The sequence below is a fragment of the Paenibacillus hexagrammi genome, from assembly GCF_021513275.1.
In the GTDB taxonomy this organism is placed as follows: Bacteria; Bacillota; Bacilli; order Paenibacillales; family NBRC-103111; genus Paenibacillus_E; species Paenibacillus_E hexagrammi.
Genome location: NZ_CP090978.1, coordinates 1,822,395 through 1,836,734 on the forward strand (window position 1 = coordinate 1,822,395; position 14,340 = coordinate 1,836,734).

The 14,340-nt window shown below is 46.4% G+C and carries 11 protein-coding genes and 1 pseudogene; 8 read left to right on the forward strand and 4 right to left on the reverse strand.

Translation table 11 applies throughout. The features are described from left to right. Positions 1–210 precede the first annotated feature (210 nt). From L0M14_RS07810 to L0M14_RS07820, 3 genes and pseudogenes are all read right to left on the reverse strand, one after another. Positions 211–1,384: pseudogene (locus tag L0M14_RS07810) on the reverse strand (Ger(x)C family spore germination protein). Continuing rightward, complete coding sequence (locus L0M14_RS07815) at positions 1,374–2,483, reverse strand: GerAB/ArcD/ProY family transporter (protein ID WP_235121608.1); 1,110 nt, start codon at positions 2,481–2,483, stop codon at positions 1,374–1,376. Before L0M14_RS07815 ends, L0M14_RS07810 begins: the two are co-directional and overlap by 11 nt. Positions 2,484–2,489: 6 nt before the next feature. After that, on the reverse strand, positions 2,490–4,058 hold the full coding sequence (locus L0M14_RS07820; protein WP_235121609.1) for a spore germination protein: 1,569 nt from the start codon (positions 4,056–4,058) through the stop codon (positions 2,490–2,492). Between the two features lie 427 nt (positions 4,059–4,485). Between L0M14_RS07820 and L0M14_RS07825 the strand changes: the two genes are divergently transcribed. The 3 genes from L0M14_RS07825 (at position 4,486) to holA (ending at position 7,678) form a co-directional block, all read left to right on the forward strand. Further along, the gene (locus tag L0M14_RS07825; RefSeq protein ID WP_235121610.1) at positions 4,486–5,034 is read left to right on the forward strand and encodes an RNA polymerase sigma factor; all 549 of its coding nucleotides are present in this window, start codon (positions 4,486–4,488) and stop codon (positions 5,032–5,034) included. Continuing rightward, entirely contained in the window at positions 5,031–6,344 is a 1,314-nt protein-coding gene (locus tag L0M14_RS07830) for a zf-HC2 domain-containing protein (RefSeq protein ID WP_235121611.1), read from the forward strand. The genes L0M14_RS07825 and L0M14_RS07830 overlap by 4 nt, the downstream gene beginning before the upstream one ends. A 314-nt stretch (positions 6,345–6,658) precedes the next feature. Next, on the forward strand, positions 6,659–7,678 hold the full coding sequence (gene holA / locus L0M14_RS07835) for a DNA polymerase III subunit delta (protein ID WP_235121612.1): 1,020 nt from the start codon (positions 6,659–6,661) through the stop codon (positions 7,676–7,678). A 61-nt stretch (positions 7,679–7,739) separates the two neighbouring features. Here holA and rpsT read toward each other — a convergent pair whose 3' ends face one another. Further along, the gene (rpsT, locus tag L0M14_RS07840; RefSeq protein ID WP_235121613.1) at positions 7,740–8,009 is read right to left on the reverse strand and encodes a 30S ribosomal protein S20; all 270 of its coding nucleotides are present in this window, start codon (positions 8,007–8,009) and stop codon (positions 7,740–7,742) included. 196 nt (positions 8,010–8,205) lie between these two features. On the opposite strand from rpsT, the gene gpr reads away from it, so the two are divergent. The 5 genes from gpr (at position 8,206) to hemW (ending at position 14,235) form a co-directional block, all read left to right on the forward strand. Further along, entirely contained in the window at positions 8,206–9,207 is a 1,002-nt protein-coding gene (gpr, locus tag L0M14_RS07845; protein ID WP_235121614.1) for a GPR endopeptidase, read from the forward strand. A gap of 138 nt (positions 9,208–9,345) precedes the next feature. Then, on the forward strand, positions 9,346–10,608 hold the full coding sequence (spoIIP, locus tag L0M14_RS07850) for a stage II sporulation protein P (protein ID WP_235121615.1): 1,263 nt from the start codon (positions 9,346–9,348) through the stop codon (positions 10,606–10,608). 36 nt (positions 10,609–10,644) lie between these two features. After that, positions 10,645–11,067, forward strand: coding sequence for a DUF3679 domain-containing protein (locus tag L0M14_RS07855; protein ID WP_235121616.1), 423 nt, complete (start codon positions 10,645–10,647; stop codon positions 11,065–11,067). Between the two features lie 75 nt (positions 11,068–11,142). Then, positions 11,143–12,957 (forward strand): translation elongation factor 4, encoded by a 1,815-nt coding sequence (lepA, locus tag L0M14_RS07860; RefSeq protein ID WP_235121617.1) that lies wholly within the window; start codon positions 11,143–11,145, stop codon positions 12,955–12,957. A gap of 114 nt (positions 12,958–13,071) precedes the next feature. Further along, positions 13,072–14,235 carry a radical SAM family heme chaperone HemW gene (gene hemW, locus L0M14_RS07865; RefSeq protein ID WP_235121618.1) on the forward strand — a complete coding sequence of 388 codons (1,164 nt, stop codon included), beginning with the start codon at positions 13,072–13,074 and terminating at the stop codon, positions 14,233–14,235. Positions 14,236–14,340 lie beyond the last annotated feature (105 nt).

Sequence of the window (14,340 nt, forward strand, 5' to 3'; positions counted from 1 at the left end):
GGTAACGTCGCATTGAGGACGGCCTCCTGCTTTTTTAATGTTAACATCATTTTATTTCGCCTTACTTTTTGCTTTTCCACGGTGGATCACCATATTTGTGAAGCTGATTATGGATCCAGTGAATGGTGAAAGGAATGAACACGGATAGGAACGCGCAAAACAACACGGTACCGGAAGGAAGTCGTCCAACTAACATTGACCACATACGATTTACTCCTTCTCACTTTGATTGATGTTGCCGATTCTCCTGATTAGTACGGTGGCATGAACGTTAATCTGGGACTTGGAGAATATATTTTCACCTTTATCCCAGTTGTTTTCAATCTTTTTCCAAAGACCATAGTGATTTTCATACAAAAAAGCCCCCAGGCCCATTGGATCTTTTTTTAAAATCTTTTTGGAGTCTGGTAATCGTTTTATAACAGTTGCTTTCGAGTAATTGTTGGATGTTATCTTGTAATTTTTTTAGTTCTTCCTCATCAAGCGGGTCGATTCCGAGGACTGACTTGTCCAAGGTGCCTTCGACTTGGATGGAAATGTCAAACGTCAAAGGCTGGGTTTCACCGCTTGTCAATTTGATGGAACGGTTCATACGCTCAATGTTAAAGTCGATAGATCTTTCATTTAGCTTGGATTCAAGGATACCGCCTTTGGTTTCATTCTTAATAAAATTCAATCCTTGGCTTTCTTGTCCGCTTAGCATGCCAACTAACGTATTGCTGCTGCCGTCAAATATAGCTGCTCCATCCAAAGTGACCCCTGAATCTTCGAGTTTAATACGTTGTATAGCATAGCTTTCTTTGCGTACTAAAAATTCATGAACATCTCCGATACGGGATTGAGGGAGCATGAAATTGGTTTTCCTGAAATTTTTCACAATGGATGTAATGTATTCAACAGGCATATTTTCATTCACTGGTTGGATATTGAGAATGTCAGATGCTTTACCTGATGAAATGATAATTTGGACGCCGCGCCGCATCTCGCTATTACGGAGGAAGAAGTCCAGAAGGTCTCCGAAATACCCTTTTGTCCGAGCGATTTCTTCCGATATGACAATGATTTTTAAATGTTCAAAGTAAGGGGAGCGGCTCGTCTTGGAAGCCATCCGCGCGGAAAGAGCAGGCATAGAATTTTCAGTCGTCGAAAGATTGAAATATGCTTTAGAAGTCGAGCCTCCTCCGCCTTGCGAGCCCTGTTTGAGGCCGCTTGGCGAAACGAGCTGGTAGGTAGCCTTATATTTGTGTTTATCCTTACTTTGGTTTTTATCGATGGCGACTCCAGTGACAAATCCGCGTTGGTCGATTTCTACACGATCCCAACATCCGGTAAGCACCGTCGTTCCGAGCAGGACTAGAGCGATACTTATAATTTTATGAAGCATCGCTCTGGACACCTCGAATTTTTGCAACTATGTAAATGGAAATCGGAAGGATAATCGCTACGATTATTCCAGTATAGCTTATTAGCGTGCCGATTTTTTGAAATTCCTGAATGTTTCGCGGGAGCATGCAGGACAAGTAAATGACAGGGCTCAAGATGAATACCCAAGTGATGTGCTTGAGCTTATCGTTCATGGAACGAATCGCGTAGATGGCGCAATCATAAGCCATAAAGGTCGTTGTAAACACCGCCATAATCCAAATTGTAAAGAAGATGGATTCGAAGCGTTCGAAGAATTCACCTGGAATTTGCATTTCTTTCGCCAGTTCAATAGTTGGATATGTAACCTGAAACAACGCAAAATGAGTAAACACGCCGACACTTATCAGATAAATGGCGATATAGAGCAAAGTAGGTATAGCTACCCCGATGACAGTCGCAAGAGGGGCTTTCTTAGGGTTATTCATAAGCGTGACATAAAACAAAACGACCTCAAAGCCTAGCAGTGAAAACGTAGAGCCTTTGATCCCTTGAGCGATTTGCGTCCAATCGGAAATCAGATAGGGCTTTAAATCTTTAAAATGAAAAATGCTCGCACTAAAAACAAGTACAATGAGCGAAATGAAAATGACAAACGGCAAAAATAAAATGTTCAGACGGATAAGCCCCACTCGGCTTCCGGAAACAGCATACACAACTACGAGCAGGAAGGTTAGTGCGATTACTTCAACTGGCGTCCGCTCGAACAGATATTGTTTGGCAATATTGGCAATGGACCTTACCTCATATCCGGAATACATTAAAAAGTATAAGGCAAGGCTGGTCGTTACGACATAGGCAACCGGCTTGGTCGCTGCGGCAGAGGCGAATGCGAAAAAGCCCTGTTTATAAAACATGCTTGCAAATTTGGCGAGGACCCATGCTACCGACATAGAGATTATGCCGCCTATGAGTATTGAAATCCATCCATCAGAGGATAGGGTTAGCTTGGCTATGTTTCTTGGGAGAGAGAGAACACCTACACCAATAATCATGGATGAAACGGTAACACCCATTTCTATAGGTCCAATCTCTCTGTCGCCATATTCGAAAGACTTCATTGATTCTCACTCGTTTCCCTTGTTTAATCGCACCGAATCCTCTGTTTGCATCATTTGCGGGCGGTCCTTCATGAATATGAGCGGCGATCTTACTATGAGATCTTTCCAGTCTTTGAAGAAGAGAGGAGCAAAAGGTGTAGAATACGGCACACCAAAGCTCTTCAGATTTACAATGTGAACATTAATCATGATGTAAGCGAGAATGATCCCGTATAGACCGAAGAATGCTGCCGAGAGCATGATGCCGAAGCGTATGACCCGCAGCGATATGGCAAATGCGTAAGATGGTAGGGCGAACGATGAAATAGCGGTAACGGCCACTACGATAACCATAACGGGGCTGACCATGCCTGCAGCAACGGCTGCTTCTCCGATGACAAGACCGCCAACGATACCGATCGTTTGTCCGATTGGTTTAGGAAGTCGAAGGCCTGCCTCACGCAGAAGCTCCAAAGTGATTTCCATCATGAAAGCTTCCATAACGGCAGGAAATGGTACGCCTTCACGCGCGCCCGCAATGGAAAAAGCAAGCTTGGATGGAATCATACCATGATGGTATTCCAGCAGAGCAATATAGAGCGCCGGTAAAAAAGTAGCTATAAATGCAGCAATCATTCGCAGCATTCGGGTCAATGTAGTAATCAGCCAATGTTGATAGTAATCCTCAGGCGATTGCAAGCTCGATGAGAATGTAATGGGTACGATGAGTGCGAACGGATCACCGTCCACCATGATCGCAATGCGACCTTGCATAATCGCACCTGAAACTTTATCGGGCCTCTCGGTATTGAGGATGACAGGAAACGGGCTCAAGAAGCTGTCGGCAATCCATTGTTCCAAATATCCGGAGCCTTCGATATCGTCGATGTCAACGGTCCGAAGCCGTCGATCGACCTCCTTGACGAGCTCCGGATGGGCGATGGCGGCATTATATGCGACAACGACATCGCGCCGCGCTCTTGCTCCTAACTGATAGCTTTGCAGGACAAGATTAGGTTCTTTGATTCTGCGTCGCAGTAGAGCGGTATTGGTCCGAATATCCTCGGTAAAGCCCGTGCGGGGGCCTCTAATAATTGCTTCCGTCTGCGGCTCTTCTATGGCACGGGTTCTCCAGCCTTTGCTGCTGATTACGAGAGCTTGCGCCAAACCGTCGACCAGGACAAGGGTATCCCCGGAAAGAATGGCTTGTATGGAATTATCCATCGTTTCGGCCTTTTCCATATCAAATGCTGTAAGCACGAATTGCTCGAGGATATAAAAGGATTGTTCCACGGAGCCGACTGCTTGATCCCCATAACGAAGCATCGGCTTCAGAATTTGTTCATTGATAAAGGCGGAGTCGACAAGTCCGTCAATGCAGACTAAACAGCATGTAAGCTCTTCTGCCGCAAAGCTGAATTGTCTAATAATCAGATCGCTGGGTCGATGCAGGAGTGTCTGAATGATTTCCAGATTCTCCTGCAGCTGTGAGGCCAGAGGCTGCTGTATCTTTGGTTCCTGATTGGCCGTGGCGATCAACCGCATTGCAGCTGATTTGCCATGAGACCTGTTTTTGCCGAACAGTTGCTTGAACATGTTGGATTCACCTCTTGCTTTTCGACAACTTATTATCAATATTTACTTTTTTTGCATGAAATAAACGGAAATGGCTTTAATTGATGTTTGAACACCGAGTGTCATGGAACGAATAAGACGTGATGTTTCAATAGGGTACTAGACAAACATAGTACTATGCGGTGCAACCAAAACCTTTACAATGGAGAGTAACCTAAAATATTTGTGCTCGGAAGGGGCTGAATATTTCCATGAACCTAAGATAAACTTATTGTCATTTTCAGCGTCTAATAGATCAGAAGACTATGATGGATATAAGGATTTTGTACAAATAGAGGTATTTTTGTTATCCTTGGTAGTGACTTTTTATTTCTTGTTTTTTATTCTAAATGGTGCAACCTTATGGACAATATGGCCGTCTGTAAGATTGCAAGAGGGAGGGATCCCAGTGGTAGCACCCGAACTGGTTAGAACAGCTCAAGCCGGTGACCGTGATGCTCTCATTACCCTATTGCGGGAAATTGAATCTCACGTCTATCGAACCGCTTATTATATACTTAATAACGAACAGGATGCTCTTGATGCTTCCCAGGAAGCTTTAATTCGCATTTATACAAAAATTAATTCCTATGAAGAAAAAGCATTGTTCAAGACGTGGGTGCAGCGCATTGTAACGAATATCTGCATCGATAAATTTCGCAAGGCGAAACCAACGGTTTCGATTGATGAGCATGACATGACTTTTACAGCAGATCACAATGTTGAACGTGAAATTATGTCGGGCTATTTGGCCCAAGATATTCGAGAGGCGATCGACAAGCTTCCCGAACACCACCGGTCTGTTGTTGTTCTTCGCTATTTGCAGGACTTTTCGTATCATGAAATCGCAGAATCATTAAATTTGCCGCTGAATACGGTGAAGTCATATTTGTTTAGAGCTAGAGCACAGCTGCAAAATTTACTTCAAGATTACCAGAAAGGAGGTGTTCGGGGATGAATTGTCAAGAGGTGATGGAACTGATGCAAAGACAGCTGGACGGAGATTTGGATGCACAGGAGGAAGAGGAACTGCATGTTCACCTGATGCATTGTTTGGAATGCGCTCAAATGTTTGAACGTCTTCAATTATTATCAGATGAGTTAAGCCAACTGCCTAAGGTAGTGCCGCCATTCAGCCTGGTAGATTCCATATTGCCGCAATTGAATGAAATTCACATGGCTGCTGAAGCTTCCATTGCCGATTCAACACCGACGGCTCCTAGTAGAGTTGTTTCTGAACGAGCTGGTTCGAGTAAGAATCCATCACGTATCGGCTCGTACTTCTCGTGGAAGCTTGCCGGTGGTGTAGTCGCGGCAGGGCTAGTTATTGGATTCTTTGCTTTTCAGAATTCCGGCTCTGTGAATCAACAAGCCGATGAATTGCTTCAGCCGCGTGCCGCCAAATATGATGCACTAGCTTCAGCGCAGAGCAAGTCCTCGGACGCTAGCGACAAAGCTGCAAGTCAGAACGATTCCGGCGGTCCGGCTGCTGCTGCAGCCACGGATTCATCAGCTTCTTCTGAACAAGATCATGAGCCCCAGAATTCGGGTCAACCCGCTGGCGGTGTGCAACAGGCTTCACCTGAAGCATCGCCGGAAGGTGCTTGGACAGTAATTGATCAAACTGCGAAGCCGAATGCGGATGCAAAGCCAAGAATTGAAGCGAATACAGGCTCGGAAGCAGGCGCATCATCGAAAACCTCACCTGAATCATCTAAGAAGCCCGAACAAGCACAACCGAAGGTTCAGGGGATTGCCGAGGCGGGACAGCAGGATCAACCAGGACAATCGAGTCAACCGGAAGCAGCTCCATCTGCAGCTCCGAGTACGTTACGGTCCTCAGATGAGGATCAAGCTTTGACACCAGCAGCTACTCCAGGAGCGAATACTCTAGCTCCAGCGCTTGTAGGCGAGCCTTCGCCCCACCCGCAAACAAATCCGGAGGATACACCGGATGAAACTGTGCAGCCGCCTAAGGCCAAAGCTGGACCTTCAATGGGGATCAGCTCCTTTACGCTATCTGCTCCGGTGCCTTTTACTTCAGAGTCAGGATTATATGAAGCCATTGTAGAGAACGATCAGGTTGTCGTGCGTGATGCAACTACTCACAAGGCTGTTTTTACTTCATCTCATAAGTGGCAGTCCTCCGATCAAATTACACTCGTTGAATGGTCCCAAGATAATAAATTGACCTACCGTGTGGTTAGCGGCGAAAACGAGCAGACTTTTGTTATAGATGCAGCAGCCAAGGAAGAATTAACTCCATAATTTTCTTGGCTCCGTATGCACCAACTGACTATTTTTGGCGTATACTGGCTTAGAGACATCAATCAGAACGGACATCTGGTTCTATCACACGGCCAAAGGTTTCTAGAGCCTTTGTGCCGGTGTTTAAATAGATGCTGCTGCCAGGAGAGAGACGGCTCTTTCGTGGTACAAATTCTTCCAGTTGCTCGGCAAAGGGATTGTGTCAAAGTTTTCGGACTTTGACGCAATCCCTTTGTTGTTGGTAAGATGATGATTGAAGGTTATCAGGATGGACAATGGTTCAACAAAGAGAATGCGCTCGAAGGGTGAGACAAATGGACGTAAAAAAAGCGTGGAAAGACATACAAGCAGGTCGAACGGCGCCGGTGTACTTGTGCTATGGTCCTGAAAAATATAGAATGAGAGAGTTTATTCAGCATGTATCCGATCATTTGATCGAGCCGGAACATAGGGAATTTGCGGTCAGTAAATTTGATCTGGGTGAAACGAGTTTGTCAGCAGTTCTGGAAGATGCAGAGACGCTTCCTTTTATGGTACCCAAGAAGTTCATTATTGCGACGAACGCGATATTCTTTACTGGTGCCAGGGATACGAGTAAGGTGGAGCATGACCTAGAGCGGTTGATTGACTACTTGAAATCTCCGGCAGAGCACTCGGTTATCATATTCACAGTCGATGCCGAGAAGCTGGATGAACGTAAGAAAGTCGTAAAATCACTGAAAGAGAAGGAGGCCGTTATTCCTTTCCTCTCTTTATCCTCAGAGGAGTTGCAGAGCTGGGTGGTCAAACAAGCCCAAAAGCTTGATTTTACATTTGCGTCTGGAGCCGCCGATCAATTGATTTTATACACCGGAGGGAACCTGCAGGTATTATCTGCTGAGCTTGAGAAAATCTCCCTTTACATAGGAAGCGGTGGTGTGGCTACAGAGGCGGTCATTGATCAGTTAGTTGCCCGAAGCACTGAGCAGAACGTATTTATCTTGATCGAGGATATTGTCAACCTGCGCCTGGATCGCGCCTTTGTGATTCTGGAGGAGCTGCTGAAGCAAAGAGAAGAGCCTATCAAGATTGCTGCCCTCATTGCCAGACAGTTCCGAATCATGCTTCAAGTGAAAGAGCTGGGCAAACAAGGGTACTCCCAGCAGCAAATGGCATCGCAGATCGGCTTGCATCCGTATGCCGTTAAAATCGCAGAAGGGCAAGCGAAGAAGTATGAGGCAAATAAGCTGAGTGTTATATTGGCAAGACTAGCGGATCTCGATTATCAAATGAAGAGCGGACGCATCGATAAGGTTTTGGGACTAGAAATGTTCTTGCTTCAATTAGCTGCATAAAACGGGGAATAAAAAATCCAGCTCTCGATGGAGGGCTGGATTTTTGTTTGTATGTTCTGGATTACGCTTGAGCCGTAAGAGCGTTCAGCTTTTTAGCCAGACGGGACTTCTTGCGGTTAGCGGCATTTTTATGGATTAAACCTTTCGAAGCTGCTTTGTCCAATTTCTTCGAAGCGTTGACCAGAGCTTCTTGAGCAGTTTCTACATTCGTGCTTGCAGCTGTTTCGAAAGCTTTCACAGCAGTACGCAGTGCGGACTTCTGGGAAGCGTTGCGAAGACGGCGCTTTTCGCTAACTTTAACTCGTTTGATAGCGGATTTAATGTTTGGCATGAAATTCACCTCCTACTTCACAAAACACGTTCAACGAACCATTTCATGTTTGCTGACAACTTTAAGTATTCTACCATGCTCCTATTTAAAATGCAATACCTGACATTTTAGCGTGGGACAAACTTTTTGCATAATGAATTTCACTTCTCCACACAATAATTGCTAGATGCTTGAATGAGAAAGGGGAAACAATCAGATGACGGATTTTAGCGAATACTCTTCACATACCGACCTCGCCCTCGACGCCAGAGATATGGCCCAAGCTGCCAACCACGGGCAGACCATTCCAGGAATTGAAACAGACTCTACTCGGGAGAACGGCATCCGAGTTACCAAAATCAATGTATTGAACGAACAGGGCTCAAAGGCACTTGGCAAAATGCAGGGCCATTACATAACGATTGAAGTCCCCGCGCTAAGGCAGAAGGACAGTCAATTGCAGGATCGGGTAGCTACGAAATTTGCTCAGGAGTTTGAGGAGTTTTTGCGAACGATCGGTATACGCAAGAATGCCAAGGTATTAGTTATTGGACTGGGTAATGCGAATGTGACGCCCGATGCGCTCGGTCCCCTTGTCGTTGAGAATATAATGGTAACTAGACATTACTTTGAACTTTATCCGAATGATGTAACTCCGGGGTACCGGGCTGTCAGTGCAGTTGCGCCGGGGGTGCTTGGAACTACAGGAATTGAAAGCTCCGATATCGTACAAGGGATCGTGGAAAAATCGAATCCTGATCTGATCATCGCGATAGATGCTTTAGCTTCCAGATCCATGGAGAGGGTTAACACAACGATCCAAATCGCAGATACGGGTATTCATCCGGGCTCTGGTATCGGCAATAAGCGGAAAGGCTTGACCAAAGAGACGCTGGGAGTTCCAGTTGTCGCCATAGGCGTTCCTACAGTTGTTTATGCATCGACCATAGTGAACAATGCATTTGACATGATGCATAAGCATTTTAGCGAGCAGACCAGCAACACGGGGCAGATTCTCGGGCTGCTGGACAACATGCATGAAGAGGAGCGTCTGCAGCTTGTTAAAGAAGTGCTGAACCCTGTTGGGCACGATCTGCTGGTAACGCCGAAAGAGATTGACGAATTTATCGAAGATATCGCGAATATTATCGCTAGCGGTCTGAATGCAGCTCTTCACGACGCGGTAAGCGCAGATAACGTAGCGGCATATACGCACTAATAAAGCATTTTTTCCTGGAAATAGAACCTATGGAAAGGTTCTATTTTTTTGTCTATCAGAAATATTTCTAGCGAATCGGTTCTAGTTGGGAGGGGCGGTTCATAGAGTAAAGTAAGATAGATTAGGAGGAAAACACTTATGAAATGGACATCCGCCACACTCAATCTTAGCCATGTTCGCAAGACGATCCAAAGCGCCGGTTCAATGGGGAAGGCATTCTTCCTGCTTGGATCCGCTACACTCGCTATCTTCGCTCTTAGTGGTATTGGCAGCTACCTGCAAGCAAAGAGCATGACAACGTCGCCCGTGTCCTCGATGAAAGGTCTAGCCGCTTCTGTTACGAATCAATTTTTTATTGATATGCTTGGCATGGAAGTGCCGCATCTAAATAAGAATCAAAGTAAGTTTACTTTCTCACAGCATAACGTCTTTAATTTCGCATTTCGCCTTATGACGGATATTAATCCCCAAGATCCTCGGAGTTTGATTGCGAGCGAGCTTCCGGGTATGGATGAAGATAGGACAACGGTACTCGTGCAGGGCAGCGCTGCGAACCCAAGTGAGCCGTTTCATGCGAATCCTCCGGCAAGCCTGTTTGAGAATGGTGACGGGGGACAAGCTGAAAACGATCCGGATAAATCCGCAGAAACTTCAGCGGCAGCAACTCCGGCACCAAGCCAAGGCCCAGAACCAAGTCTAAGTCCAAAGCCTACTAATGTCTCCGCCGCTTCGCCTCCCAAGTCAGCAGGGAAAAATATAGCTTTTATTTATCAGACGCACAGCAATGAATCTTTTTTACCCGAGCTAAAAGGTGTCTCCGATCCGGACGAGTCCTACAGCGATAAAGTCAATATTATTTCGGTAGGGAATCGATTAGCGCAAAATCTGGAGAAAGACGGTATTGGCGCTGTTCATGACGACACCGTATATCCCAGCACGGTGAAAGGCTTTAAATATCCGTTTTCCTACAAATACTCATTGAAAACCCTTGAAGAAGCAGTCTCTGCCCATCCTGATTTGAACTACTTTTTTGATATTCACAGGGATTCAGCCGCCAGAAAATACACGACGATCAACATTGACGGCAAGGATTATGCGCAGGTCTATTTCATTATCGGCGGCAAAAATCCGAATTGGAAAAAGAATGAAGAATTGGCGAATGCCATTCATGATGCGTTAGAAGCTAAGCATCCGGGAGTCTCCAAGGGCATACATGCGAAGGAAGCCAGTGAAGGCAACGGCGTCTACAATCAAAATTTTTCACCCAACAATCTATTAATTGAAGTAGGCGGACCGTATAACACACTTGAAGAATGCTATCGGACGACAGACTGGCTTGCGGATGCGATCTCTGAAGTCATTTTAAATGCGAAGAAAGTAGATGCGCCGGCCAAATCGTAAGACCCAATGTAATAAGGAAGCCAGGGAGGAAGAAAGATGAGAGTAGCTAACTTTTATGTAAAAGCCGGACTATTTATCCTGCTGCTGTTGTTCTGCGTGTTGTTTGGGGTGAGTTTAGCGAGAAGTGGCATGGAAAGTATTCAAGGTCCTATCTCGGCAACCTCTGCGCAGGTGCAAGAAGCAGCAGGGAAGGCGAAGGATAAAGCAGCCTCCCTGGTATCAGCTTCTTCAACACCGACAGCGAAGGGCTCTGTAAAGTCGAAGGAAGCAAACTCTAAAGAAGCAGCCAAGGGTTCGGCTGCCAAAGAAAAAGCAGAAGAAGCAGCTAGGCCGGTTGCCGACCACGATAACTCCTTGAACCATGTGGGCAACAAGCTGGGCGATCTGCTGCAGATCGCCGCGCATCATGGAATTAAGCTGTTTGTCTCCCTGTTTGACTCTGTTCTTGGAAAAGGATAGATAGGGGCGGATTGCTGTCCTAACTCACAACTGCTATAATGAAAATTATTTGCATGTTGGGGGTTAGTCGTAAGGATGACGGACATTCGAGCCAGACAAAAGAAAATTCGCAACTTTTCAATCATTGCTCATATTGACCACGGCAAGTCGACGCTTGCCGATCGGATCTTGGAATATACAGGAGCGCTGTCTTCCCGCGAGATGCAGGAGCAAGTTCTTGATCAGATGGATCTGGAACGCGAGCGTGGAATTACCATCAAGCTTCAAGCGGTGAGACTGAATTACCGCGCGGAGGATGGTGAGGAGTATATCCTCAACCTGATTGATACTCCTGGGCACGTAGACTTTACCTATGAGGTATCGCGAAGCTTGGCAGCCTGTGAAGGCGCTTTGCTGGTTGTAGACGCTGCTCAAGGTATTGAAGCGCAAACATTGGCCAATGTGTATTTGGCGCTTGATAACAATCTGGAAATCTTACCGGTCATTAATAAAATTGACCTCCCGAGCGCTGATCCGGAACGGGTGAAGCAAGAAGTCGAGGATGTAATCGGACTTGACGCCAGCGAAGCGGTTCTCGCTTCAGCGAAGGCAGGCATCGGGATTAAGGAAATTTTGGAGCAGGTGTGCCAAAAGGTTCCCGCTCCTCAAGGAGATCCGGACAACCCGCTCAAGGCGCTTATTTTTGACTCTCATTATGACGCTTATAAAGGTGTTATCGTGTATGTGAGGGTTATGGACGGCTCCATCCGAGCAGGCAGCAAAATCAAAATGATGGCGACCAACAAAATCTTCGAGGTCATCGAAGTCGGCGCCTTCAAGCCGCGCATGTCTATCGTAGAATCTCTCGATGTTGGTGATGTAGGCTTCATCGTTGCAGGTATCAAGAATGTCGGCGATACTCGCGTTGGGGATACAGTAACGGAAGCAAGCAAGCCTGCGGCTGAGCCGCTGCCGGGCTACCGCCGGATTAATCCGATGGTATTCTGCGGTCTGTACCCGATCGAAACGTCGGATTACAATGATTTGCGGGAAGCACTGCAGAAGCTTGAACTTAATGATGCGTCGCTCCGCTTTGAGCCGGAAACATCCTCTGCGCTTGGCTTTGGATTCCGATGCGGCTTCCTTGGACTTCTTCATATGGAGATCATCCAGGAACGTATTGAACGTGAATTCAACATTCCGCTGATTACAACGGCGCCGAGCGTTATTTACCGGGTAACGCAAACAAACGGAGAAGTCATTGACATTGACAACCCGTCCAATTACCCGGATCAGCAGAAGATTGAGTTTGTAGAAGAGCCTTATGTGAAAGCTTCTGTTATTGTGCCTAACGATTTCGTTGGAACCATTATGGAGCTTTGCCAAGGGAAGCGCGGCGAGTATATCAACATGGAGTACTTGGACTCCAACCGTGTCACATTGACCTACGATATTCCATTGTCAGAGATCGTATACGATTTCTTCGATCAATTGAAATCCAGAACCAAGGGCTATGCTTCCTTTGATTATGAATTGACCGGTTACAAAAAGTCTAATCTGGTGAAGATGGACATCCTGCTGAACGCCGAACAGGTCGATGCCTTGTCCTTCATCGTGCATAGAGACGGTGCTTATAACCGCGGTAAGGTGATCTGCGATAAATTGAAAGAATTGATCCCGCGCCAAATGTTCGAGGTGCCGATTCAGGCGGCAATCGGGCAAAAAATTATTGCGAGGGAAACGGTAAAAGCCATGCGTAAGAACGTATTGGCCAAATGCTACGGCGGTGATATTTCCCGGAAGAGAAAGCTGCTGGATAAGCAGAAGGAAGGGAAGAAGCGCATGAAGCAGGTCGGCAGCGTAGAGGTGCCGCAGGAAGCGTTCATGGCCGTGCTGAAAATCGACGAGTAATGAAAGTCAAGCCGGGGACAGTTGACTCTGTCCCTTGGCTTTTTTTCAGTAGATAAGAAAATATAAGTTTTATACGAAGTCGTTAATCCTTGCAAGAAAAGAGGTTGCGTTAACATGCAGGAAACACCTAGAGCTGAAGCAGCCGCTACAGCCGTTTACATTCACATCCCTTTTTGCACAAATAAATGTCATTACTGCGATTTTAATTCCTATGTCCTCAAGGATCAGCCTGTTATGGAATATCTGGATGCGCTGGAGCGCGAAATGGAGCTTACGGTCAGGCAATATCCCGTCGAGAAGGTGGAGACCATCTTTGTAGGTGGAGGTACACCAACGGTCCTCCTTCCGAATCAGATGGAGCGCTTTTTGAACATGGTGCGAACCTACTTTCCGGTTGACCCGGAGCAGGTGGAGTTCTCGATGGAAGCAAATCCGGGAACAACGGATGAAGAAAAGCTTGCCGCGATGAAAGAAGGCGGCGTCAATCGCATCAGCTTTGGCGTGCAGTCGTTCAATAACGAGCTGTTAGCGGCGATCGGGCGCATTCATAACACGGATGATGTATACCGCAGTCTTGAGAATGCTAAGAAGTTGGGGTTTCGCAATCTGTCCATCGATTTGATGTTCGGACTGCCGAAACAGACAGTAGAGATCATGAAGGCTACACTTCAAGAAGCTCTCGCCTTGGACTTACAGCACTACTCGATCTATAGCCTGAAAGTGGAAGAAAACACGCTGTTTCATACGTTATTCCAAAGGAACCAGCTCCCTCTCCCAAGTGAGGAGGAGGAAGTCGACATGTATCTGCTGATCATGCAGACTCTCATGGAGGCCGGCTATGGGCAGTATGAGATTAGTAATTTCGCAAAGCCGGGCTTTGAAAGCCGTCACAACTCGAAGTATTGGCTCAACCACAGCTATTACGGGCTAGGAGCTGGGGCCCACGGTTATATGCGCGGCCAGCGGCATATGAATATCAAGGGGATTCAGCCTTATATCGATGCGACCAAGTCAGGACTTCCTGTAATGGAACAGTTTGAAGTGACGCGACAGGAGGCAATGGAAGATTTCATGATGGTAGGACTCAGAATGCTGAAAGGTGTAAACAACGCCGATTTCTCTCAGCAGTTCGGTTCGAAGATAGAAGAGCACTTTGAGCAAGCTCTGACGAAATGGCTGAATGCGAAGCTGCTCGAACGCACGGAGGAGGACGGCTATCGTCTTTCCAAGGAAGGAATTCTTCTGGGCAATGAAGTATTCGCGTCATTCCTATCCTAGTGGGATAAAAAATAATAGTTGTGCAAATATACATGATGTTGTATATTTATACATGAATCCACAAGCGTACCTAACAGCGCACAGCCGCTCACGCTCGCGTGGGTT

What these genes read in the sequence shown, in the direction of transcription:
- hemW (WP_235121618.1), top strand. Translation starts at nt 13,072, where the DNA reads ATGCAGGAAACACCTAGAGCTGAAGCAGCCGCTACAGCCGTTTACATT.
- spoIIP (WP_235121615.1), top strand. Translation starts at nt 9,346, where the DNA reads ATGAAATGGACATCCGCCACACTCAATCTTAGCCATGTTCGCAAGACG.
- L0M14_RS07855 (WP_235121616.1), top strand. Translation starts at nt 10,645, where the DNA reads ATGAGAGTAGCTAACTTTTATGTAAAAGCCGGACTATTTATCCTGCTG.
- lepA (WP_235121617.1), top strand. Translation starts at nt 11,143, where the DNA reads ATGACGGACATTCGAGCCAGACAAAAGAAAATTCGCAACTTTTCAATC.
- L0M14_RS07820 (WP_235121609.1), bottom strand. Translation starts at nt 4,058, where the DNA reads ATGTTCAAGCAACTGTTCGGCAAAAACAGGTCTCATGGCAAATCAGCT.
- rpsT (WP_235121613.1), bottom strand. Translation starts at nt 8,009, where the DNA reads ATGCCAAACATTAAATCCGCTATCAAACGAGTTAAAGTTAGCGAAAAG.
- L0M14_RS07830 (WP_235121611.1), top strand. Translation starts at nt 5,031, where the DNA reads ATGAATTGTCAAGAGGTGATGGAACTGATGCAAAGACAGCTGGACGGA.
- L0M14_RS07815 (WP_235121608.1), bottom strand. Translation starts at nt 2,483, where the DNA reads ATGAAGTCTTTCGAATATGGCGACAGAGAGATTGGACCTATAGAAATG.
- holA (WP_235121612.1), top strand. Translation starts at nt 6,659, where the DNA reads ATGGACGTAAAAAAAGCGTGGAAAGACATACAAGCAGGTCGAACGGCG.
- gpr (WP_235121614.1), top strand. Translation starts at nt 8,206, where the DNA reads ATGACGGATTTTAGCGAATACTCTTCACATACCGACCTCGCCCTCGAC.